20 protein-coding genes are annotated in these 20,519 nt (G+C 63.9%); 13 read left to right on the forward strand and 7 right to left on the reverse strand.

Features of this window, described 5'->3' with window-relative positions; translation table 11 throughout:
• Positions 1 to 2 precede the first annotated feature (2 nt).
• Genes WBQ77_RS04295 through hemC form a run of 3 tightly spaced genes read right to left on the reverse strand, consistent with a single transcriptional unit; the run spans position 3 to position 3,248 of the window.
• Positions 3 to 1,538, reverse strand: coding sequence for a COG4223 family protein (locus WBQ77_RS04295; RefSeq protein ID WP_424059058.1), 1,536 nt, complete (start codon positions 1,536 to 1,538; stop codon positions 3 to 5).
• A 57-nt stretch (positions 1,539 to 1,595) separates the two neighbouring features.
• A complete protein-coding gene (locus WBQ77_RS04300) occupies positions 1,596 to 2,312 on the reverse strand; it encodes a uroporphyrinogen-III synthase (protein ID WP_424041987.1) in 717 nt (238 codons plus the stop codon).
• A gap of 9 nt (positions 2,313 to 2,321) precedes the next feature.
• Positions 2,322 to 3,248, reverse strand: a complete 927-nt coding sequence (hemC, locus tag WBQ77_RS04305) for a hydroxymethylbilane synthase (protein WP_424041986.1) — start codon at positions 3,246 to 3,248, stop codon at positions 2,322 to 2,324.
• 238 nt (positions 3,249 to 3,486) lie between these two features.
• Between hemC and WBQ77_RS04310 the strand changes: the two genes are divergently transcribed.
• From WBQ77_RS04310 to WBQ77_RS04345, 8 genes are all read left to right on the forward strand, one after another.
• Positions 3,487 to 4,434 (forward strand): DUF808 domain-containing protein, encoded by a 948-nt coding sequence (locus WBQ77_RS04310; protein WP_424041985.1) that lies wholly within the window; start codon positions 3,487 to 3,489, stop codon positions 4,432 to 4,434.
• Entirely contained in the window at positions 4,431 to 5,513 is a 1,083-nt protein-coding gene (gene tsaD, locus WBQ77_RS04315; RefSeq protein ID WP_424041984.1) for a tRNA (adenosine(37)-N6)-threonylcarbamoyltransferase complex transferase subunit TsaD, read from the forward strand. The genes WBQ77_RS04310 and tsaD overlap by 4 nt, the downstream gene beginning before the upstream one ends.
• Before the next feature lie 71 nt (positions 5,514 to 5,584).
• Positions 5,585 to 6,583, forward strand: a complete 999-nt coding sequence (locus WBQ77_RS04320) for an NAD(P)H-dependent glycerol-3-phosphate dehydrogenase (RefSeq protein WP_424041983.1) — start codon at positions 5,585 to 5,587, stop codon at positions 6,581 to 6,583.
• A 65-nt stretch (positions 6,584 to 6,648) separates the two neighbouring features.
• Positions 6,649 to 6,939 (forward strand): YciI family protein, encoded by a 291-nt coding sequence (locus tag WBQ77_RS04325; RefSeq protein ID WP_424041981.1) that lies wholly within the window; start codon positions 6,649 to 6,651, stop codon positions 6,937 to 6,939.
• An 11-nt stretch (positions 6,940 to 6,950) separates the two neighbouring features.
• A complete protein-coding gene (locus WBQ77_RS04330) occupies positions 6,951 to 7,382 on the forward strand; it encodes an EVE domain-containing protein (protein ID WP_424041980.1) in 432 nt (143 codons plus the stop codon).
• A 71-nt stretch (positions 7,383 to 7,453) separates the two neighbouring features.
• Positions 7,454 to 7,867 (forward strand): DUF1761 domain-containing protein, encoded by a 414-nt coding sequence (locus WBQ77_RS04335; RefSeq protein ID WP_424059060.1) that lies wholly within the window; start codon positions 7,454 to 7,456, stop codon positions 7,865 to 7,867.
• A gap of 105 nt (positions 7,868 to 7,972) precedes the next feature.
• Positions 7,973 to 9,937, forward strand: coding sequence for an acetate--CoA ligase (acs, locus tag WBQ77_RS04340; RefSeq protein ID WP_424059062.1), 1,965 nt, complete (start codon positions 7,973 to 7,975; stop codon positions 9,935 to 9,937).
• A gap of 130 nt (positions 9,938 to 10,067) precedes the next feature.
• Positions 10,068 to 10,412 (forward strand): hypothetical protein, encoded by a 345-nt coding sequence (locus tag WBQ77_RS04345; RefSeq protein WP_424042517.1) that lies wholly within the window; start codon positions 10,068 to 10,070, stop codon positions 10,410 to 10,412.
• Positions 10,413 to 10,490: 78 nt separating this feature from the next.
• Here WBQ77_RS04345 and WBQ77_RS04350 read toward each other — a convergent pair whose 3' ends face one another.
• Positions 10,491 to 10,970 (reverse strand): globin domain-containing protein, encoded by a 480-nt coding sequence (locus tag WBQ77_RS04350; protein ID WP_424042516.1) that lies wholly within the window; start codon positions 10,968 to 10,970, stop codon positions 10,491 to 10,493.
• Positions 10,971 to 11,191: 221 nt separating this feature from the next.
• Between WBQ77_RS04350 and htpX the strand changes: the two genes are divergently transcribed.
• The 4 genes from htpX (at position 11,192) to purH (ending at position 17,118) form a co-directional block, all read left to right on the forward strand.
• Entirely contained in the window at positions 11,192 to 12,151 is a 960-nt protein-coding gene (gene htpX / locus WBQ77_RS04355) for a zinc metalloprotease HtpX (RefSeq protein WP_424059064.1), read from the forward strand.
• Positions 12,152 to 12,257: 106 nt separating this feature from the next.
• Positions 12,258 to 13,619 (forward strand): 16S rRNA (cytosine(967)-C(5))-methyltransferase RsmB, encoded by a 1,362-nt coding sequence (rsmB, locus tag WBQ77_RS04360; protein WP_424059065.1) that lies wholly within the window; start codon positions 12,258 to 12,260, stop codon positions 13,617 to 13,619.
• A gap of 130 nt (positions 13,620 to 13,749) precedes the next feature.
• Positions 13,750 to 15,528, forward strand: coding sequence for a heparinase II/III family protein (locus WBQ77_RS04365; RefSeq protein WP_424042513.1), 1,779 nt, complete (start codon positions 13,750 to 13,752; stop codon positions 15,526 to 15,528).
• Positions 15,529 to 15,531: 3 nt separating this feature from the next.
• Complete coding sequence (gene purH, locus WBQ77_RS04370) at positions 15,532 to 17,118, forward strand: bifunctional phosphoribosylaminoimidazolecarboxamide formyltransferase/IMP cyclohydrolase (protein ID WP_424059067.1); 1,587 nt, start codon at positions 15,532 to 15,534, stop codon at positions 17,116 to 17,118.
• A 66-nt stretch (positions 17,119 to 17,184) separates the two neighbouring features.
• Here the strand turns inward: purH and WBQ77_RS04375 are convergent, their stop codons facing one another.
• The 3 genes from WBQ77_RS04375 to WBQ77_RS04385 form a co-directional block, all read right to left on the reverse strand.
• Entirely contained in the window at positions 17,185 to 17,805 is a 621-nt protein-coding gene (locus WBQ77_RS04375) for a hypothetical protein (RefSeq protein WP_424059068.1), read from the reverse strand.
• Positions 17,806 to 18,024: 219 nt separating this feature from the next.
• The gene (locus WBQ77_RS04380) at positions 18,025 to 19,404 is read right to left on the reverse strand and encodes an MFS transporter (protein WP_424059070.1); all 1,380 of its coding nucleotides are present in this window, start codon (positions 19,402 to 19,404) and stop codon (positions 18,025 to 18,027) included.
• Positions 19,385 to 20,017, reverse strand: a complete 633-nt coding sequence (locus WBQ77_RS04385; protein WP_424045370.1) for a TPM domain-containing protein — start codon at positions 20,015 to 20,017, stop codon at positions 19,385 to 19,387. The genes WBQ77_RS04380 and WBQ77_RS04385 overlap by 20 nt, the downstream gene beginning before the upstream one ends.
• A gap of 134 nt (positions 20,018 to 20,151) precedes the next feature.
• Here WBQ77_RS04385 and WBQ77_RS04390 point away from each other — a divergent pair.
• A partial coding sequence (locus tag WBQ77_RS04390; protein WP_424059072.1) for a hypothetical protein occupies positions 20,152 to 20,519 on the forward strand: 368 nt, incomplete at its 3' end.

Consider the following 20,519-nt stretch of genomic DNA (forward strand, 5'->3'; position numbering starts at 1 on the left):
GGCTATTCTGTCTCTTCGCCTTTTGGCTCGGCGGCTGGCTTCCCGCCGCTGCCGCTCCCAACCAGGGAAACAAGTAAAGCGTCCTGCAGCCGCTGCAAGGCCGTATTGGCATCGAGACGCGTAAGCGCATCGTCGATCCAGGTACCGAAGATCCTTGCAGGCGGCCCGTCGAGCTGTTCGACCTCCATGACGGCTTCGTGGAGTTTCCCCGCCTCAAGCTGTGCACCAGCCCGCGCCAGAATTGCATCCGGCCCATTGCCTTCGGTCTGTTCGCCGATGCGTCTGACTTTTACGAGAGATTGCGCGCGCCCCAACAGACGGCCGAGCAGATCGGGCTCCGAATCGGACGGCGCGGCAAGTGCTTCGTCCCGCAAAAGACCGAATGATGCGGCGAGCATCGGCACGGTCGGAATGCCAGTGTCCTCGTACTCGATCAGGTCCGCAAGATCGTCCAAGTCGGGCGATAGCGCGCTCATCGTTGCGAGTTCGGTGGCGAAAGGACGCCCCGCATTGACCGCTTCGCGCAGGCCCGAAAAGGCGATGGCGAGGTTGGCCCGCTTGGTCTGTGCGTTTTCCGCATCGATCTGTTCCGCCAAGGACGGTAGCGTCGTCTCGATGGCGCCAAGACGCCGCTCCAGCGCCGATATCTCCGGCGTCAACTTCGACCCGTCGTCCGTCGTGAGCGTAGCCTCGGTCAGAGCCTTGAGCTTGGCGTTGAGGTCGGCGACCTCGGTTTTGAGCCCCTCGACGGACTTCGCGTCGGCCGAAGGCGCCGCGCCGTTTGCCAGCGCCGACTCGATTCCCGACTGAATCTTTCCCTGAAGCTGGCTGTCGAGACGCTGCTCGGCCTCAGCGACCTGCCGGCTGATCGCCGCAGCGTCGCTCAACGAGCCGCCGTCCTTCGCGGCCTCGGCCATGGACTTGAGGCTGGTCTCCAGTTGCGCCACCTGCTCGGACAGGGCCTTGATCTCCGCCGGGTCGGCGCCAGGTTGCGACGGCTCCGCGGCCTTAGATTCAAGCGTCGCCAGCCGGGACTTCAGGGTCTCCAGCGCAGCCGCGTTGTCCGGCGTTTTCGGCGCCGATTCGAGTGCAGCGATCCGGCTTTCGATGCGATCTGCGTCGGCCGTCTCTTGCGGGGTGTTCGTAGGCAGATAACCCATGGGCAGATAGCCCCAGGACAGCGCCGCCAGGACGGCGAGGCCGCCGGCAAGTCCTGCCAGGGCATGGGTAAAGAGCGCGGCGATCCAGCTCAACAGCCTTGCGCCGAACGAGCGCCCTTTGGCTTCGGGTTGCGCATTGTCCGCTGGCGCAACCGGCGCGTCTTCGTCAGGTGTATCGTTGTTAGATGTGTCCTGGGCCTCGCCAGGCTCTTCACTGGGCGTTTCCTCAGCGGATGGCGCGGCTTCGAGCGCCGCCGCATCGATTTTGGCCGCATCAGCGCCCGGTTCGACCTCGGTCGCCGTGCCCTCGATTGTGGGCGCGGGGCGTTTGCCGGGGGAGTCGGATCCTGTGCCCCTCTCATCGAAGGTACCACTCATCGCATCATGACCTCTGCACTATCGCCAACGTGCCTACGACTCATACCGAAAGACCAATCACCCACCGGACTCCAGAAGCGCGATGAGATCTTCCTCACGCGCATATTGGGGAACGCGTGTCGCGAGCCCCAAAGGCACGACGGCCTCTGCTATCGCCTTCGACAAGCAATAGCAAACAAGTCCCTTCGCTTGTGTGACGAGGCCGTAGCGTTGCACAAGGCGCGCAAAGGCGCGGGCGGTCCGCGGTGACAATAACAAGACGCCGTCGATGTTCCCTTGCTTGAGATCAGCGAGGACCGCCTCGTTCAGACTCTCGACCGGATGGGACCGGTATAGAATGACGCGGCGCAATTCGAAGCCGCTATCTTCCAACGCGCCTTTGAGATCGAAGGCGACCTTCTCCGCGCCGATATGGACAAGCGGACCGTGGTCGGGATGGACCTCCCGGCAGATGATGGGCGGCAAGCCCGCGCCCGTCCCCGGGCCGATCGTCACCTCGGTGAAGCCCAGTTGCCGCGCAGCCCAAGCGGTCGCCTCGCCCACGGCGAAAAGCGGCAATTCGACAGCCCGCTCCCGTTCGGGATGGGGGCCCAGCGCGCGCAACGCGTTCCGGCTGGTGATGACGGTCGCCTGCGCACCCTCAAGGTTCAGAGGAACGTCCTCCAAGAACTCGATCTCAAGCAGGGCGGCACGCACAGGTTCGTGGCCAAGCGCCGACAACGTGTCGGCTTCGCGGGTCGCGTCGGGTTCTGGCCTCGTTACAAGTAGGCGCATTCAATTACATCACATCAGTTTTTCGAGGAAAGTTGGGCCGGCCCGGCCGCGCACGTCCTCGCCGGCCTGCCGTCCGATAGCGTCCGCTTCGGCAACAGGACCGGTCATTTCAACATTGTGCCACTCTGCGCCGTCCGGAGACAGAATCAAGCCGCGAAACCGGATTGCCCCGTCCTCAATTGCCGCAAGGCCCGCGATAGGCGTCCGGCACGATCCGTCGAGCTCCGCAAGAAACGCGCGCTCGCAACGGACTGCAACTTCCGTCATCGTATCATTCAGCGGTTCGAGGACCTCGCGTGTCTCGGCGTCGTTCGTGCGCGTCACGACACCGATCGCGCCTTGCGCAACCGCCGGCAGCATGTCCTCGACGGACAGGACCGACGTGGCCGCCGCGGCGAGGTCGAGCCGGTCGAGGCCTGCCTTGGCCAGGAGCGTTGCATCCGCGACGCCCTCGGCGAGTTTTCTCAACCGCGTTTGAACATTGCCGCGGAAATCGATGACGCGCAGATCCGGGCGCGCACGTTTGACCTGCGCAGCGCGGCGCAAGGACGAGGTGCCGACCACGGCGCCTTCCCGGAGCGCGGCCAAAGACGGCGCGACGGGACTGAGAAACGCATCACGGACATCGGCACGCGGCAAGACAGCGGCGAGGCATAGCCCGTCAGGAAGCTGTGTCGGCAGGTCCTTCATAGAGTGTACGGCGAGCGCGATGTCGCCCCGCAGCAACGCCTCGTCGATCTCCTTGGTGAAGAGGCCCTTGCCACCGAAATCGGCCAGCGGCTTGTCCTGAATACGGTCGCCGCTGGTGGTGATTACCTTCAAGGACGCTGCGCCGCGATCCAGACCGTGATAGGCGGCCAAGCGGTCGCGCACGTGTTCGGCCTGCCAGAGCGCGAGCGGACTGCCTCTTGTGCCAATAGGAAGAGATGCGGGCAAAGCGCCAAAAATCCTCTCATTAACAGAGTGCTGCGCCAGCTACTCACGGGTGGAGTGCCGCAGTATTGGACCGTTTCGCGCAGCCCTTCAATCTCCACGGTCGAACATTCACGGCTCGACCGGTCCTAAGGATTTGCGCTATCAGCGGAGCAGCCCGGACTGTCGCGCCACGGATATGTCGAGTATTACAATGCGGGACGGGTTCGGGTCAGATCACACATAGGTCAACGTTGAACACATGAGCGGCCTTCTCGCATTACTCGACGACGTCGCCGCCATCGCCAAGATGGCTGCTGCACAGGTCGATGACATTGCCGCGCACGCGGCTAAAGCCACCGGAAAATCGGCGGGCGTCGTCGTGGACGATGCCGCGGTGACGCCCAAATACGTCACCGGTATCGCGGCGGCGCGGGAACTACCGATGGTTGGCAGGATCGCGGCAGGGTCCATCGTCAGCAAGCTCGTGATCCTGCTGCCGGCGCTGCTGTTGCTTCAGGCCATCGCACCGTGGGTTATTGCGCCGCTGCTCATCCTTGGCGGCGCGTATCTCTGTTTCGAAGGCGCCGAGAAGATTTGGCATTGGATCCTTGGCCATCACGAAGAAGAGCACGAGACGGGTCAGTCCCTCGATGCGGCGCATCTCGAAAAACAGCGGATCCAAGGCGCGATCAAGACCGACTTCATCCTGTCTGCCGAAATCATGACGATCGCCTTGTCGACCATCGAGGTCGACAGTCTGTGGACTCGCGCCGCAGTGCTGGCGGTCGTGGCAGTGCTCTTCACTATGATTGTGTATGGCGTCGTCGCGCTGCTCGTGAAAGTCGATGATATTGGGTTGCATATGAGCCAGGAGGCGCCCCTGAAGGCTCTCCGGTCCTTCGGACGCGGACTCGTGGTGGCAATGCCCACAGTACTCAACGTCATCTCCGTCATCGGAACAATCGCCATGCTTTGGGTCGGCGGCAGCATCGTGGAGCATAGCCTGCACCAGCTTCATGTCTCTTGGCTGCACGAGACGACCGCTTGGATCGTAACGTCGTTGCTGGGCAATGATGCGAACGGCGCGGCGACCTGGATAGTCACCGCACTCCTGCACGCGATTTTAGGTTTCGTGCTGGGTTCTATCCTGATTCCAATCGTAACTGTGCTGCTCAAGCCCATCGGTGTGCTATTCCCGGAGAAATGAACCGGGCCCCGCTCACGCTATTAGGAATCGAGACGAGCTGCGACGAAACCGCGGCCGCGGTTGTGCGCCTCCATCGCGACGGCCGCGGCGAAATCCTCGCCAATGTCGTCCGCGCGCAACTCGACCTGCACGCAGCCTATGGCGGCGTCGTGCCGGAGATTGCCGCGCGCGCCCATGTGGACCTGCTGGACCCGGCGATCAAGCAGGCCATGGCGGAGGCATCCCTCAATTTCAACGATCTCGACGCCGCCGCCGCTGCTGCCGGACCTGGCCTGATCGGGGGCGTGATCGTCGGCCTGACCACCGCGAAGGCTATCGCGCTCGGATCCGGGAAAGCCTTCGTTGCCGTGAATCACCTGGAAGCGCACGCGCTGAGCCCGGGCCTCACCGATGACGTACAGCCCCCCTACCTGCTACTGTTGGTTTCGGGCGGGCATACCCAACTATTAGTTGTAAATGATTTGGGATCCTATACGCGCCTTGGCACCACGCTCGACGATGCTCTCGGGGAAGCCTTCGACAAAGCTGCCAAGCTCCTCGGTCTCGGCTATCCAGGCGGTCCGGAAGTTGAGCGCCACGCTGCGCTGGGGGAACCGAATATTCTGCTTCCGCGCCCCATGGCCGGCCGGCCCGAACCGCATTTCTCGCTCGCGGGGCTCAAGACCGCCTTGCGCCAGGAGGCCATGGCGCGCACCCCGCTCAGCGACAAGGACGTCGCCGACCTTTGCGCCAGTTTCCAAGAGGCCGTCGGCGATGTGGTCCGCGATCGCGTCATGCGGGCCATGACGCTGTTCGAGGACCGCATGCCTGAAGGGATGGCACTGACGCTGGTCGCTGCCGGCGGGGTTGCCGCGAACGGGCCGCTCCGGGCGGTGCTTGGCGAGATCGCGGCCGAACGCGGGTACCGTCTGGTGGTCCCGCCACCAGCCCTCTGCACGGACAACGCCGCCATGATCGCCTGGGCCGGCGCCCAGCGGCTTGCGCGCGGCTTCACCGACGACATGGGAGCACCGGCACGGGCGCGCTGGCCGCTCGATCCGGAAGCGCCACCGGCGCTCGGGGCTGGGGTGAAGGCTTAACTCCTTCTGCGTCCGCATTTTCGTCTACCTGAGCGGCGAATCTACGCTAAAACGAACTCGCGGTGGATGGCATGGAACTTCAGACCATTGGGATTGTCGGTGGCGGCGCCTGGGGGACAGCCCTTGCGACCGTGGCGCGGCGCGCGGGCCGCGACGTACTTCTCTGGGCCCATGAGCCCGAGACCGTAACCGCGATCAACGACACGCACACCAATCCCACCTACCTGCCGGGCGTCGAACTCGACCGGGCGATCGAGGCGACTTCGGAAGTCAGCGAGGTCGCGGCCTGCGATGCCCTGCTGATCGTAACCCCTGCGCAGCACGTGCGCGACATCGTGGGCGCGCTGCAGCCCTATTTTCACAACGGCCGTCCGCTCGTGATCTGTTCCAAAGGAATCGAGCAGACGACGGGGTTTCTGATGTCTCAGGTGGCCGCGGATGTACTGCCGGGCGCTACCATCGCGGCTCTGTCGGGCCCCAGCTTTGCGGCTGAGGTCGCGCGCCAGCTGCCCGCGGCCGTGACCCTTGCGACGGGTCAAGAGGATTTGGGGCGCCGACTCTCCCATGCGCTGAGTTGTCCGCCCTTCCGCTGCTATTGGAGCGGCGATGTGGTGGGCGCGGAAATCGGCGGGGCCGTCAAAAACGTCTACGCCATCGCCGCCGGGATCGTTGTCGGCAAGGATCTGGGCAAGAGCGCGCAAGCCGGGCTCATCACGCGTAGCTTCGCGGAGATGGCCCGGTTCGGCGTCGCCCTTGGTGCCGCGCTCGAGACGCTGATCGGGTTGTCCGGGCTTGGAGACCTCGTGTTGACCTGCGGCAGCGAGCAATCGCGGAATATGTCGTTGGGGACCGCGCTGGGTCGCGGGGCGGCCACGGCCGAAGTTCTTGCCGAGCGTCTGTCCGTCACCGAGGGCGTGGCCACCGCCAACGCCATGGTCGAAATCGCGCGCGAACGGGGCATCGAGCTTCCCATCGCCGAAGCGGTACATGCCATCCTCACCGGGGAGACAAGCGTCGACGCCGCTATCGGCGCCCTGCTCTCGCGCCCCTTGCGCTCCGAAACTAGATGACAGAGACGAGATAACGGAACGGCGTGGACGCCGTCCCGCCCGATAAGGAAATATGGGAGGCTCGAATGTATTTTGCGTTCATCTGCACGGACAAGCCGGACGCACTGCCGATCCGGAAGGCGTACCGCCCTGAACATCTCGCCTATCTTAACGGCCTCGGGGCCTCCCTGAAAATCGCAGGCCCCTTCACCGCCGAGGACGGCGAAACGATGAACGGCAGCCTGATCGTGATCGAAGCGCCCTCGCTCGCGGCCGCACGCGACATTGCGGCGGGCGACCCCTTCGCCAAGGCCGGCCTGTTCTCCTCTGTCGAGATTAGGCCCTGGCTGTGGACGCTCGGAAACCCCGAAGAGTAGCCGGAGGACCGATGGCTTATTGGCTGATGAAATCCGAACCCGGCACCTGGTCGTGGGAGGCGCAAAAGAAGGAAGGGCCGAAGGGCGCCGAGTGGGACGGGGTGCGCAACTACCAAGCGCGCAACAATATGCGCGCGATGAAAATGGGCGATCTCGCCTTTTTCTATCACTCGATCGGCGAAAAGGCTTGTGTGGGGATCGTCAAGGTCGTCGTCGAGGCGCACCCGGACACGACCGACACGACCGGAAAATGGGAATGCGTCGATGTGGCCGCGGTTGCCGACCTACCGAGGCCCGTGAGCCTCGACGAGATCAAAGCTGCGCCCGGACTTCAGGACATGGTTCTGGTCAATAACTCGCGCCTTTCCGTGCAGCCCGTCACGGCCGCGGAATGGAAAGCGGTTTGCGCGATGAGCGGACTGAAGAAACCGCCGGCAGCGTAGTGCTCCCAAGGACAGTTCTGAGTTAAGCTTTCCGCGATCAAGCCAGCCGCCAGGATGTAAGGGAGACACGCATGGCTTTCGCAGGCATGAACTATATTGCAGTGTTCGTCGCCGCGCTGGCCGGATTCGGTGTCGGCGCGGTCTGGTACGGCGTATTCGGAAAAGCCTGGCTCGACGCGCTCGGCAAGAGCGAAGACGACATAAAGGGCAGCGGCGCGGCCCAAGCCTTGCCGTTCGTGACCGGTCTCGTCGCCGACCTGGTGATGGCGATCATGCTTGCCGGGCTCATGGGCCATCTCGGCAACATTTCGATCCACGGCGGGCTGATCACCGGCCTCTTTGTCTGGGTCGGCTTTGTCATCACGACCATGGGCGTCAACCACGCCTTCAGCCGCGCCAGTCCAAAATTGACCGCGATCGACGGCGGGCATTGGCTCGCGGTGCTGCTCGTCATGGGCGCGATCATCGGCGCCATCGGGGTCTAGACGAAAGGATGACCTTCGAGTGCTTCTCCGCCGCAGCGCATGGCGTCATAATGTTCCGCATAGCAGCCAACAAGGCTGTGCGCGTTCTAGGGAGGAAACGGACAAATGTCCGAGCATGATTGGAACCCGAAGGAAACGATCGCCGTACCAGAGGCGTGGAAAGAAAATGCCTTCATCGACGACGCCGAGTATCGCGCGCTATACAAGCGGAGCGTCGAGGACCCCGACGCGTTCTGGGCGGAGGCCGCTCAGCGCGTTGACTGGATCAAGCCGTTCACGCGCGTGAAGAACACCACGTTCGCCTATCCGGACGTCGCCATCAAATGGTTCGAAGACGGTACGCTGAATATCTCGGCAAACTGCATCGACCGGCATCTCGACAGCCGCGGCGATCAGACCGCCATCATTTGGGAGCCGGACGATCCTGCCACGCCCGCGAGGCACATTACCTATTTGGAGCTTTACGAGAATGTCTGCCGCTTTGCCAATGTGCTGAAAGCGCAAGGCGTCAAGCGCGGCGACCGCGTGACAATCTATTTGCCGATGATCCCCGAGGCCGCCTACGCCATGCTGGCCTGCGCCCGGATCGGCGCCATCCATTCCATCGTTTTCGGCGGATTCTCCCCCGACTCGCTCTTGGGCCGTATCGACGGCTGCAAATCCGCGGTGCTGATTACTGCGGACGAGGGCTTGCGCGGGGGACGCAGCGTGCCCCTCAAAGCGAATGCCGACGCAGCGGCGGCCAAGAGCGAACACGTCGAGAAGATGATCGTGGTTCGTCATACGGGCGGCGATGTTCCGTGGACAGATGGACGTGATGTGTGGCTCGACGAGGCCATGGCGCAGGTTGACGCCGACTGCCCGCCAGAAGAAATGAACGCAGAAGACCCGCTCTTTATTCTGTATACGTCCGGTTCTACTGGGGCGCCCAAGGGTGTCGTGCACACCACGGGCGGCTATCTCGTCTACACCTCTATGACGCACCAATATGTCTTCGACTACCACGACGGCGATGTCTATTGGTGCACGGCCGACGTGGGCTGGGTCACCGGCCACAGCTACATCGTTTACGGACCGCTTGCGAACGGCGCCACGACCTTGATGTTCGAAGGTGTGCCGAACTATCCGGACGCGTCACGTTTCTGGCAAGTGGTCGACAAGCACAAGGTCAATATCTTCTACACCGCGCCGACGGCGATCCGCGCGTTGATGGGCGCGGGCGACGGGCCCGTACGGTCTACGAGCCGCGACTCGCTGCGGATCTTGGGTTCGGTTGGTGAGCCGATCAATCCGGAGGCATGGGAGTGGTTCTTCCGCGTCGTGGGCCAGGGCCGTTGTCCCATTGTCGACACCTGGTGGCAGACCGAGACGGGCGGGATTTTGATCACGCCGTTGCCGGGGGCGACACCGCTGAAGCCGGGGTCGGCGACGCGTCCCTTCTTCGGCGTGCAGCCCGCCCTTGTCGACCCCGACGGCAATGAGATCGAAGGCGCGGGGGCTGGCAACCTTGTCATCCTCGATGCCTGGCCGGCAATGATGCGGACGGTCTATGGCGACCACAAGCGTTTCGTCGAGACCTATTTCTCTGCCTATAAGGGCATGTACTTCACGGGCGATGGCTGCCGCCGCGACGAGGACGGCTACTACTGGATCACCGGGCGCGTGGACGACGTGATCAACGTGTCGGGACACCGCATGGGTACGGCAGAGGTCGAGTCGGCGCTCGTGGCCCATCCGAAAGTTTCCGAGGCGGCCGCGGTCGGCTTCCCGCACGATATCAAGGGGCAGGGCATCTACTGCTATGTGACCCTGATGGCCGGCGAGGACGAGGTGGACGCGCTCAAGAAGGAGCTGCGTGATTGGGTGCGCAACGAGATTGGACCCATCGCAGCACCGGATCATATCCAGTTCGCGCCGGGCCTGCCCAAGACGCGCTCCGGCAAGATCATGCGGCGTATCCTGCGCAAGATCGCCGAGGACGAGTTCGGGAATCTGGGCGACACCTCCACCCTGGCCGATCCGAGCGTCGTCGACCATCTGATCGAGCACCGTCAGAATCGCCAGACCTGACGGCTCGACAATGGCCGGCGGACCCGATCATAAGCCGTGGTTCAGCCGGGCTCCCCTGCGGGGTCGAACCGCGCTATGAACCTCGTACGAGCCTCGCCTGACGCGGGGCACATTTCACGAGGATGTGCGAATGGTGTGGATCATGCGAGGCCTGGTCGGAGTGGCGCTGGCCCTTGGGCTCGTGATCCTGATTGTGGTGCTGATCGGCAATGTCGGCTCGCGCGATGACGGCACTGAATCCACGGCGCTGACGGTCGGCACCCGGACTGTCACGGTCGCAGGCCACTACGAGACCCTCAGCCAAGAATCCGTCGCGGATGGGGTCAAAGTCATCGTGGAAGGGCACGAGATCATGGTCACCGCCGATCAGCTCTCCGTAGACGGCAACGCCCAGGTGCTCGAGCCGGAGGAGAACGTAACGGTCTTCGTGGCCAGGGACGGGACCGTGCAAGTGAACGTCGCGCCGGCGAAATAGCCGGCCGCCCAACAATAAAGGGGCCCCGCAAGGAGGCCCCCAATTTCCAACTCTGCATGGTCGTGCGGGCTCTCGTCGTCAACCGGCCATCAGCTTGGTGAACTGGGACAGCATAGTGTTCCAGGCTTCGCGCGTGTCGCGATCGAAAGACTTGTCGAGCGACCGCTCGAGCGTCCACACGAGGGCCCGCGACATGGTGCGGTAGTGGCGGGCGCGAATGCCCATTTGGCGATGGCGGGTGCCCAGCAACTTGAGCGTGGGGGCAAGGCCGTCTTCATGGCCGAGCGAGATCATGGCGAGCTTGGCGCCAGCCGAGAATTTCTTTGCCTGCATTTCGACCGGACCGTCGAACTTCTTGCGAAGACCGGGGTCGAGGCGGAACAGCTTAAGGAAGAAGAGTTGCGCGACCAGGTCCAGTGCGGGCTCGAGGCGCACAAAACTATTGAGAATCAAACGTTTTTGCTGAGTTGTCAGGTGCAGGTCTTTGGACGGCGCGCGCTTGGCGCGGCGTGCGGACTTCTTTGGCGCAGCGTCGGAAACGTGCATTGCGGCAGGCATGACGGGTTACTCCTTGATCTGTCTTACCGCCAGAATGCGCAAGTCGGATTGACGAAGCGTTAAGGTAAGCGCGAACTTAAGCATGCCGTCCCGGCGCGCCCTCATCGCGTCCGATTTTCGCAGCCCGCTCAAGCCCTTGCACCGGGCGAGTTCGCTCCCAACATATAAGAAGCGGCAGATTTCTGCGATTTTTTGGGCATATTGAGGAGGTCACATAGTCCATGAGTTATTTGCGCACGGCCATACTGCTCGCAGCGCTTACCGCCCTTTTCATGGGTATTGGATTTTTGATTGGCGGTCAGACAGGCATGATCATCGCGCTTGTGATGGCGGGGGGCATGAACTTGTTGGCCTATTGGAACTCGGACAAAGCCGTGCTGCGCATGTATGGCGCGCACCCTGTGGATCCGAATCAAGGCGGCGATGCCCGCGCGCTCTACGACATGGTCGGCGAGCTCGCGCGCAATGCGAACCTGCCGATGCCCAAAGTTTATATCATGGATAACCCGCAGCCCAATGCGTTCGCCACGGGCCGGAACCCCGAAAATGCCGCCGTCGCCGTGACCACCGGCCTGATGCAGACGGTCAACCGGGACGAACTAGCTGGCGTGATCGCCCATGAACTCGCCCATATCCGCCATCACGACACGCTGCTGATGACGATCACGGCAACCATCGCAGGCGCAATCGGTATGCTTGCGAACTTCGCCTTGTTCTTCGGCGGGAACCGCGACAACAACCATATGGGCTTCATCGGCACGATCGCCTTGATGATCCTCGGGCCCATGGCAGCCGGTCTCGTGCAAATGGCGATCAGCCGGACGCGCGAATACGAAGCCGACAAGGTCGGTGCCGAAATCTGCGGTCAGCCGCTGTGGCTTGCCTCCGCCTTGCAGAAAATCGCGGGCGGCGCGGCGCGCATTCCCAATGACGAGGCGGAGGCGAATCCTGCCTCCGCGCATTTGTTCATCGTCAACCCGCTGCATGGCATGCGTCTCGATAGAATGTTCGCGACCCATCCGCCGATGGAAGAGCGCGTAGCGCGGCTCGTGACCATGTCGGAGACTGCAGGCTCGGCCGGCTTTGATTGCGGATATCGCGACGATCCCGCCTCGGCCGGACCGTGGTCCGGCAGTGTGCCGGAGAGCCCGCGCGGCCGATCCCGCGGGCCATGGGGCTAGGCGTGTGCTAGACCTCACGCTCTAAATTATGGTCTCGGGGCCTCCGCCTGCGGGGCCCCGTTCTCCCAACGAACCATAGAAACCGAAGCACCTTGGAGACGACGACATGACTGCCACGACTCCCGCGAACAAGACGCTTTCGCGCACGCGCGACCAACAGGTCGGGCTGCCTGCCCGCCGCGCCGCGGCGAACCTGCTCGACGCCGTACTGCAAAAGAAGCAGCCCCTGGACGACGTGCTGGGGCGGGTCCGGGACGGCGCCATGTTCGACCTGCCCACGCGCGATCGGGCACTCGCACGTGCCATTGTCGGTACGTCCTTACGGCACAAAGGGCAGATCGATCGCGTGCTCGAAACCTTTCTTGAGCGCGGCCTGCCCGCCCGAGCCGGAACGCTCTACCCGATCCTGCTGTCAGGTGCGGCCCAGATCCTGTTCATGAACGTGCCACCCCATGCAGCCATCGATCTTGCCGTGCGCCTTGCGCAGTGGGACCCGCGCGCCAAGCGTTACGACAAGCTGGTCAATGCGGTGTTGCGGCGCGTGTCCGAGAAGGGCGCGGGCATCGCCGATGCCCTAGACGTGAGCCGGACCAATACGCCGGATTGGCTTTGGGACCGCTGGGTGCGTACCTGGGGCGAGGACCGGACCCGGGCGATCGCCGATGCCCAGCTCGTCGAGCCGCCGCTCGACCTCACCGTGACGGGCGACCCCGAAAAGTGGGCGGCAGAGCTTGGCGGCAAGATTCTGCCGACGGGCAGCGTGCGCCTGTTGCCTAAGGGGCGCATCGAAGGTTTGCCGGGGTTCACGGAAGGGGCCTGGTGGGTGCAGGACGCCGCGGCCTCCATTCCGGCGCAGCTTCTGCGCGACATTGCGGGCAAGCGCGTCGCCGACCTGTGCGCGGCCCCAGGCGGCAAGACCGCCCAACTTGCGGCCGCAGGCGCGACCGTGACCGCTGTCGATCTGTCCAAGGCCCGCCTTGCCCGGGTCGAGGAGAACCTCGCGCGGCTTGGCCTGGCCGCACAGACCATCGCCGCCGACGCCACCACGTGGCAGCCCGAAGCGCCGTTCGACGCGGTTCTGCTCGATGCGCCGTGCTCGTCGACCGGGACGATCCGCCGTCATCCCGACGTGCCTTATCTCAAATCGGACAAGGACATCGCGGAACTGGCCACGCTCCAGTCCCGGCTCCTCGACAACGCGGTGACCCTTCTGAAACCAGGCGGCACGCTGGTCTATTCGACCTGTTCGCTCGAACCCGAAGAAGGCGAGGCACAGATCGCGGCTCTCCTTGCACGGAACGAGTCGCTCCGTATCGAACCGTTGCGCGCCGATGAACCCTTTGGCAATACTGAGTGGGCGGAAGCCTCAGGCGTATTGCGGACGTTCCCTTACCAACTTCAGCTGGACTCACCCGAATGGAGCGGTATGGACGGGTTTTTTGCCGCAAGGCTTGTGCGCCCCAGCTAGGGAAGAACGTCTTGAGCCACTTGCCCTTGCGGTCCTGCTGCACGACAATGCGCCCGGCTTGGATGACAAGCAGCGGGGGAGAGCGCGGTACCGATTTGTCGTGTCGCCGCTCGCGTGGAGAACGATCCTTATGACGGGCGATCAAGCCTTCGAGCGCGAGTCCGGCGCTGAAGAGGTGAAGCTTGGCGGGCCCAGCCAGCTGAGGCGGTTGATGCTGTCCGGTCTGGCTGCTGTCAGCTATCCGGGCTCCCAGGCCGAGCAGCTTCTCCTCGCGCCGCAAGAGCTGCGCACCGCCGATCCGAGCTTCGCGACCGAGATTTACAACGGGCATTTCGGCTTGGCCGGCAAGCTGGCGGATATCGGCGCGCGGTCTCCTTTCGAGATCGAGCCGCCCTCCGTCAAATGGGCGCGCGAACTTTACGGCTTCGGTTGGCTCCGCCATCTGCGCGCCGCCGACTCCGAGCTGTCGCGTGAGCAAGCGAAAACCCTTGTGCACGATTTCATCCGTCTGCGGCGGCAACTTCCTCCGCTCGCGTGGCAACCCGAGATCGTCGCCCGGCGCGTAATCTCGTGGCTCTCGAACTCGGTCCTCGTGCTGGCTGCGGACGAGCCGGAAGCCTACGAATCGTTTCTGAAGGAGCTCACGGCCCAGCTGCGCTATCTCTCCGCGGGCTACCGGGACGCCCCGGACGGTGTGCCCCGGCTGCTGTCGCTCATGGCCCTGCTCTACGGCGGCCTGTGTATCGCCGACCAGAACCCGGTCGTTGATCGTTACACCAAGCCGTTTTGCCGCGAACTCGACCGGCAGATCCTGCCCGACGGCGGCCATATCTCCCGCAATCCGGAGGCGCTCATCGAGCTGCTGCTGGATCTGCTCCCGTTGCGCCAGTGCTTCGTGGCGCGGGACCGCACGCCGCCCAAGGAACTCACCGATGCCGTCGACCGCATCATGCCGATGCTGCGCTTCTTCCGGCTGGGCGATGGATCGATGGCTCGGTTCAATGGCGCCGGCCCGACGCCAACCGATGCGCTGGCCACGGTACGGGCCTATGACGATATCGAGGGCACCCCGGTCCGCTCGGCGGCCAACTCGGGGTATGTGCGGGTCGAGGCCGGCTCGACACTCATCCTTTGCGACCTGGGGCCGCCGCCCGTGACTTCCCTAACACGAGAGGCGCATGCGGGCTTTCTGTCCTTCGAGATGAGCTCGGGCGACGCGCCCATCATCCTCAACTGCGGCGCGCCGACGCCTGAGTTCGAAGAGTGGCGGCTCTTTTCACGTACGACCCCGGCACATTCCACACTCAGCCTCGAGGAAGACTCACTGGCCGAGTTCGAGGTGACGACCGAGGACGGCGAGCCCGAGGCGGACGCTACGCTGATCGGACCGCTCAACCCGCAAGGCGCTTTTTCCGACCAGGGCGAGGGCGGCAACTTGCGCATCAAGGGGTCCCATGACGGCTACGTGGAACGCTACGGGGTCAGCCATGCGCGGCAGATCCTCATCGCCCCCGACGGCAATCTCATCTCCAGCGAGGACAAGCTCTCGACCCGCGGGTTGAGGAGCCCCGAAGGCCTAATCGCCGGGTCCTACGCTGTGCGATTTCATCTCCATCCGTCGGTCAAGGCCCAGACCATGGGCGACGGGATGTCGGCGGTTATGGTCCTGCGCAACGGGGAGACCTGGCGGCTCAACGCCAATGCCGAGGAGATGACCATCGAGGAAAGCGTTCTGCTCGCCGATCCGCGCGGGCCTCAGATCACCTCTCAGATCGTGCTCAGCGGCATGATGGGCGAGGCGCGCGAGGTGCGCATTGTGTGGAACCTCGAAAAGACCAGCGAAGAGGCCGCGCCAAATCCCTTGGTGGATCCCAACGACACGCCGGATATTCGCTCAAACAACAGCTAAGCCATGCCAACAAGAAAGATCACGAGAGCGCTGATTTCAGTCAGCGACAAGACCGGGCTTGTCCCGTTCGCGCAAGCGCTCGCCAAGTACGAAATCACACTCGTCTCCACGGGCGGCACCGCCAAGGCCTTACGCGAGGCGGGGCTCACCGTCGTCGACGTCGCCGAGATTACCGGCAGTCCGGAAATGATGGATGGCCGCGTGAAGACTCTGCACCCGAAAATCCACGGCGGTCTCCTGGCGATGCGCGACAACGCCAAGCATGTGGCGGCTATGGACGCTCACAGCATCCCGCCCATCGATTTGCTGGTCGTCAATCTCTATCCGTTCGAAGCAACGGTTGCCGACGGCGCGGACTTCGAAACGGCCATCGAGAATATAGACATTGGCGGCCCGGCCCTGATTCGCGCGGCCGCAAAGAACCACGCGGGTGTCGCCGTCGTCGTCGACCCGGAAGACTACGAGCAGGTACTCGAAGAGATCGCGATCCATGAGGGCTGCACCACGGGCGGCACGCGCCGGCATCTGGCCGCCAAGGCCTTTGCCCATACGGGCGCCTATGACGGCGCGATCGCGACCTGGTTCGCGGATGAGCTCGACGTGACCGCGCCGCACAAGCGCGTGATCGGCGGCACGCGCGCGGTGAAGCTGCGCTATGGGGAGAACCCCCATCAATGGGCGGCGTTCTACAAGACCGCCGAACGGCGCGCTGGCGTTGCCACCGCCACGCAGGTGCAGGGAAAGGAACTCTCCTACAACAATCTCAACGACACGGACGCCGCCTTCGAGCTGGTGGCCGAGTTTGATCCAAACAGCTCCGCCGCCGTCGCGATTATCAAACACGCGAACCCGTGCGGCGTCGCCGTCGCGGCCACGCTGGCCGAAGCCTACACGAAGGCCGTGGCCTGTGACGGCGTCAGCGCCTTCGGCGGCATCGTCGCGCTCAATGCGACACTCGATACCGAGGCGGCCGAAGACATCATCAAGATTTTCACCGAAGTGATTATCGCGCCAAACGCGACGGATGCGGCGAAAGAGATCATCGCATCCAAGAAGAATTTACGGCTGCTGCTCACGGGCGCCCTGCCCGACCCGCACGCTGAAGGCCTCACATACCGGGCGCTCGCCGGTGGCTTCCTCGTGCAATCGCGCGACAACCGCCTGGTCGATCACGAAGCCCTCAAAGTGGTGACCAAACGCAAGCCCTCGGAGCAGGAGCTGTCGGATATGATCTTCGCTTTCACTGTCGCGAAGCACGTGAAGTCGAACACGATCGTCTATGCGAAGGACGGCGCGACGGTGGGTATTGGCGCTGGCCAGATGAGCCGCGTGGATTCGGCCCGCATCGCGGCCCGCAAGGCCCAGGACGCAGCCGAGACCCTGGGGCTGTCCCAGCCGCTCACGATCGGGTCCGTGGCGGCATCGGACGCCTTCTTCCCCTTTGCCGACGGTCTGCAGGTGGTGGCGGAGGCGGGCGCGACCGCCGTGATCCAGCCGGGCGGGTCGATGCGCGACGACGAGGTCATCGCCGCCGCCGACGCGGCGGGCTTGGCCATGATCTTCACAGGCATGCGCCATTTCCGGCATTAGCCGACGCGCAATCCAAAAAGGCCTTCCCAATGGAAGGCCTTTTCGTCAGGTCTGTTGAGGCCGCGCCTAGAGCCCGTCCGGATAAACCGGCTGCGGCTGGTTCGCCGAGGGGGCCTCGCCCTTATGCGGTGCCCTCGGTGCATCCTCCGAGACCATCGGCGGCACCACGATTGTCACATGGTCCTCCGAGATGACGACCGTCTTGCCTTCTGGCGTCGTCATCACGGCCTCTGCTTCCTCGACAATCAAAGCAGCCGGCTCGCCGGCATCGGCGCCGTCCGGATAGACCGGCTGCGGCTGGTTCGGCGACGGCGGCTCGCCCTTGTGGGGCAGCTTCGGTGCGTCCTCGGACACCATCGGTGAGGTGACCGTCACGCCCTCTATGACCGCTTCTTCCTCGGCGGCCGCCGCTGGTTCGTCCGCTTCGGCTGCAGGCCCTTCGGGTTCCGCGGCGGGTTCCTCAGGTACCACGGGCTGCGGTTGGTTCGGAGAAGGCGGCTCGCCCTTGTGGGGCAGCTTCGGCGCGTCTTCCGAGACAGTCGGCGACACCACTATGGTCTCCTCCGTGGTCACCTCCTCCAAAGCGGGCGGCGCGACGTCCTTTTCGGTGACTTCGTCCTTCGGCTTCTCGCAAGCAGCAAGCACGCTCGCCGCCAGCATTGCCGCTCCCAAACCCAAATGTTTCATGATCGTCCCCCGGTCTATCGATATTGCGCAAAAATATCCAAAGTATCCCAGTGCGGAGCGTAGCGCGAATACGCGCGAATTGCGACGGCGCGGGAACATGGTCCGCGCGTGAGCGTCGATGGTGCGGATAGATACATGTCAGGTGTGACGCTGTATTGGTCGCAGTTATGGCAATTTCCGCCGATACGCGGCTCGCGCCGCAAGAGGCGCCACTGGGCCTCAGCGAGCGACGCGGACCGGCAGCAAGAGCATGAGCCCGGCAATCAAGAATACGAGACTGACTGAAATCCCAAGACGTTGGCTGTCGGTTAGCGCCGTGACGATGCCGATCGCCAGAGGGGCAGAGAAGGCGGTGACCTTCCCGGAAAAGGCGAAGAAGCCGTAGAACTCGGTCGTCTTGTCCGGCGGACAGATGCGGGCAAGCAATGTGCGGCTCGAGGCCTGGATCGGCCCAAGAGCGATGCCCAGTAAAAGGGCGAAGCCGAGCAAAACCTGCTCGCCCGCAGACGCGAAGAGCCCACCGCCGACCGCTTTTGCCTCGACAGGCACGACAAACAAGATCTCGTCCGGGTCAACCGACAACACGCCAATCGAACCCACGATGAAGATGAGGAGCCCGACGAAGATCACCGTTTTGGAGCCGACCCGGTCGTCGACCGCACCGCCGATGCACGCTCCGGTAAAGGCGGCGACGGTAAGAATGATCCCGAACAGACCGAGCTCGGTCACGCCCCAGCCAAACACGCTGGCCGCGTAGATGCCGCCGAATGAGAACACCGCGGCGCACCCATCGGCGTAGATCATGCGCGCCAACAAAAAGAGCGCGAGGTTGCGGTGTTGGCGCAGCAGGTCCTTCAGCGAACTCACGAGCCGGCCGAGCCCCTCCCGCACAGGGCTCGCTGCGGCCGGTGCCCCGTGCCGGTCCGGCGTGAACAGAAACATCGGCAGGACGAAGACTAGATACCAAAGCGCGCAGAACGGGCCGACCAAGCGGTCGCCCTCGCGCGTGGCCGTATCGAGCGCAACGATCGGGCTCAAGCCGAACAAGGTCTTGCCGGTGTCCGGGCTCGTCACCAGAAGCCCGGCGACCAGAGCCAGGCTGACCAGCCCCCCGGCATAGCCGACGGCCCAGGCAAAGCCTGAGAGCCTCCCGAGCCGCCGCTCGGAGACGAGGCCGGGCATCATGGCATTGTTGAATTGGGTAGCGAGCTCAACGCCGAGCGTTGCGATCCCGAAGGACAGCAACACCAACGGGACGGACGTGGCCGAACCCGGGGCGGCAAACCAAAGACCGCCGAGCCCAAGGAGCAGCATCGCCGAGAACGCGGCAATCCATGGCTTGCGGGGAAGACCGGCGTCGGCGATCGCACCGAGAACAGGTGCGAGCACAGCGGCAAGGAGTTGTGCGGCGCTCGTGGCAAAGGCCCACAGCGACTGCGCGTCAGCCGGATCGTCCATAAAACCGTTCACAAAATAGGGCGCGAACAGAAACGTGACGACCAGCGTGTAATAGGGCTGGGTGGCCCAATCGAATAGCGCCCAACCGACGATGCCGCGCTTCCCGGGCGGCCGGGCGGCGCTAGACGTATGGTTGGGCATCGAGCACGATCAGGTGGTTTGGCAGTTCGTCCTCTCCGAGCGGTTCGGGCGGGAAGTGCTCGGCCAGGATTTCGCCGCAGCGCTCGACGGCAGCGACGAAGCCCTGCACGCGGTTCCCACTGCCGATCCGGTCCGTGAGATCCGCGATCAGGTCGTCCCACACTTGCTGAGGCACCTTTTCATAGATCGCGTTGTCGGCAATCACCTCGGCATAGTGCTCCGCGTCCGAGACATAGAGAAGAACGCCGGTGCGCCCCTTTGTCGTATGAAGGTTCTGGGCAAGGAACTGTTGGAGGGCCCGCAAATGGGCGCGGGCTTGCTTAAGCCGCCTTGGTGCGATCGCCACTCGGAACCGCTCTGACTGGGCCACGATCACACCGGCCGCAAACACGCCAAGCTGCAGCAGATACACATATTCGATCGGCCATTTGGTGAAGTGGATGAACGGCAGCGGAACCGCCAGCGCGGCCATCGCCACACACATCAGCGCGAAAAAGTGATAGCCCGACGAGCACTTGGCCACGACCACGACGATCTCGCCGCTGGTGGTCTTCTCGGCGCACGTAATGGCCTCGGCAATCACGGCATGTTCATCGCGGGTGAAGGGCTTCATCGCTTATGGTCTTCGCAAATCAGGGCGCTTGTGTGCGCCCTGGCACACTATGGCGGGAATCGTCGGCTTTGAAACCGGCAATGTAGTGCGCAGTGCCAAGGAGGCGTTCGCGCCTGTCCGCCCACGGAGGATGAATGTCGTTTCGCTTTCTCCCATGGCGCCGGCGCAAAACCGCAACGCCGTTGGGTCTCACACTTATTGCCACCCTTATCCCCACCGTTGCCCTTGTCCCCATGGCGTTCGCGATCTTCGTCGGCCTGCCGGGCTCGCTGCTGGCGCGTGGACCCGAAATGGCAGGCGGTATCGCCTTTCCCTTCGGGCCGAGCCTTGCGGCCGCCGGCTGGAAGGCCGTGAGCTTTCCTGGCCGCAGTCCGGCGACGTTCACCGCGCGCGGCAAGGATGCGCTGCGTGTTGAGACCGCGGGCGGCGCTGGGTTGCTTTGGCGCCCGGCGCCGGCGAGCGTTGCGCGCGCCGAGAGGGCCACGTGGCGTTGGCGCAAGGC

The sequence above is a fragment of the Methyloceanibacter sp. genome (genome assembly GCF_049590335.1).
Taxonomy (GTDB): domain Bacteria; phylum Pseudomonadota; class Alphaproteobacteria; order Rhizobiales; family Methyloligellaceae; genus Methyloceanibacter.

Bases quoted from the DNA above. Each gene is read 5' to 3' on its own strand.
- WBQ77_RS04295 (WP_424059058.1), bottom strand. From the start codon at position 1,538: ATGAGTGGTACCTTCGATGAGAGGGGCACAGGATCCGACTCCCCCGGC.
- WBQ77_RS04300 (WP_424041987.1), bottom strand. From the start codon at position 2,312: ATGCGCCTACTTGTAACGAGGCCAGAACCCGACGCGACCCGCGAAGCC.
- WBQ77_RS04310 (WP_424041985.1), top strand. From the start codon at position 3,487: ATGAGCGGCCTTCTCGCATTACTCGACGACGTCGCCGCCATCGCCAAG.
- tsaD (WP_424041984.1), top strand. From the start codon at position 4,431: ATGAACCGGGCCCCGCTCACGCTATTAGGAATCGAGACGAGCTGCGAC.
- WBQ77_RS04320 (WP_424041983.1), top strand. From the start codon at position 5,585: ATGGAACTTCAGACCATTGGGATTGTCGGTGGCGGCGCCTGGGGGACA.
- WBQ77_RS04325 (WP_424041981.1), top strand. From the start codon at position 6,649: ATGTATTTTGCGTTCATCTGCACGGACAAGCCGGACGCACTGCCGATC.
- WBQ77_RS04330 (WP_424041980.1), top strand. From the start codon at position 6,951: ATGGCTTATTGGCTGATGAAATCCGAACCCGGCACCTGGTCGTGGGAG.
- WBQ77_RS04335 (WP_424059060.1), top strand. From the start codon at position 7,454: ATGGCTTTCGCAGGCATGAACTATATTGCAGTGTTCGTCGCCGCGCTG.
- acs (WP_424059062.1), top strand. From the start codon at position 7,973: ATGTCCGAGCATGATTGGAACCCGAAGGAAACGATCGCCGTACCAGAG.
- WBQ77_RS04345 (WP_424042517.1), top strand. From the start codon at position 10,068: ATGGTGTGGATCATGCGAGGCCTGGTCGGAGTGGCGCTGGCCCTTGGG.
- WBQ77_RS04350 (WP_424042516.1), bottom strand. From the start codon at position 10,970: ATGCCTGCCGCAATGCACGTTTCCGACGCTGCGCCAAAGAAGTCCGCA.
- htpX (WP_424059064.1), top strand. From the start codon at position 11,192: ATGAGTTATTTGCGCACGGCCATACTGCTCGCAGCGCTTACCGCCCTT.
- rsmB (WP_424059065.1), top strand. From the start codon at position 12,258: ATGACTGCCACGACTCCCGCGAACAAGACGCTTTCGCGCACGCGCGAC.
- WBQ77_RS04365 (WP_424042513.1), top strand. From the start codon at position 13,750: ATGACGGGCGATCAAGCCTTCGAGCGCGAGTCCGGCGCTGAAGAGGTG.
- purH (WP_424059067.1), top strand. From the start codon at position 15,532: ATGCCAACAAGAAAGATCACGAGAGCGCTGATTTCAGTCAGCGACAAG.
- WBQ77_RS04375 (WP_424059068.1), bottom strand. From the start codon at position 17,805: ATGAAACATTTGGGTTTGGGAGCGGCAATGCTGGCGGCGAGCGTGCTT.
- WBQ77_RS04380 (WP_424059070.1), bottom strand. From the start codon at position 19,404: ATGCCCAACCATACGTCTAGCGCCGCCCGGCCGCCCGGGAAGCGCGGC.
- WBQ77_RS04385 (WP_424045370.1), bottom strand. From the start codon at position 20,017: ATGAAGCCCTTCACCCGCGATGAACATGCCGTGATTGCCGAGGCCATT.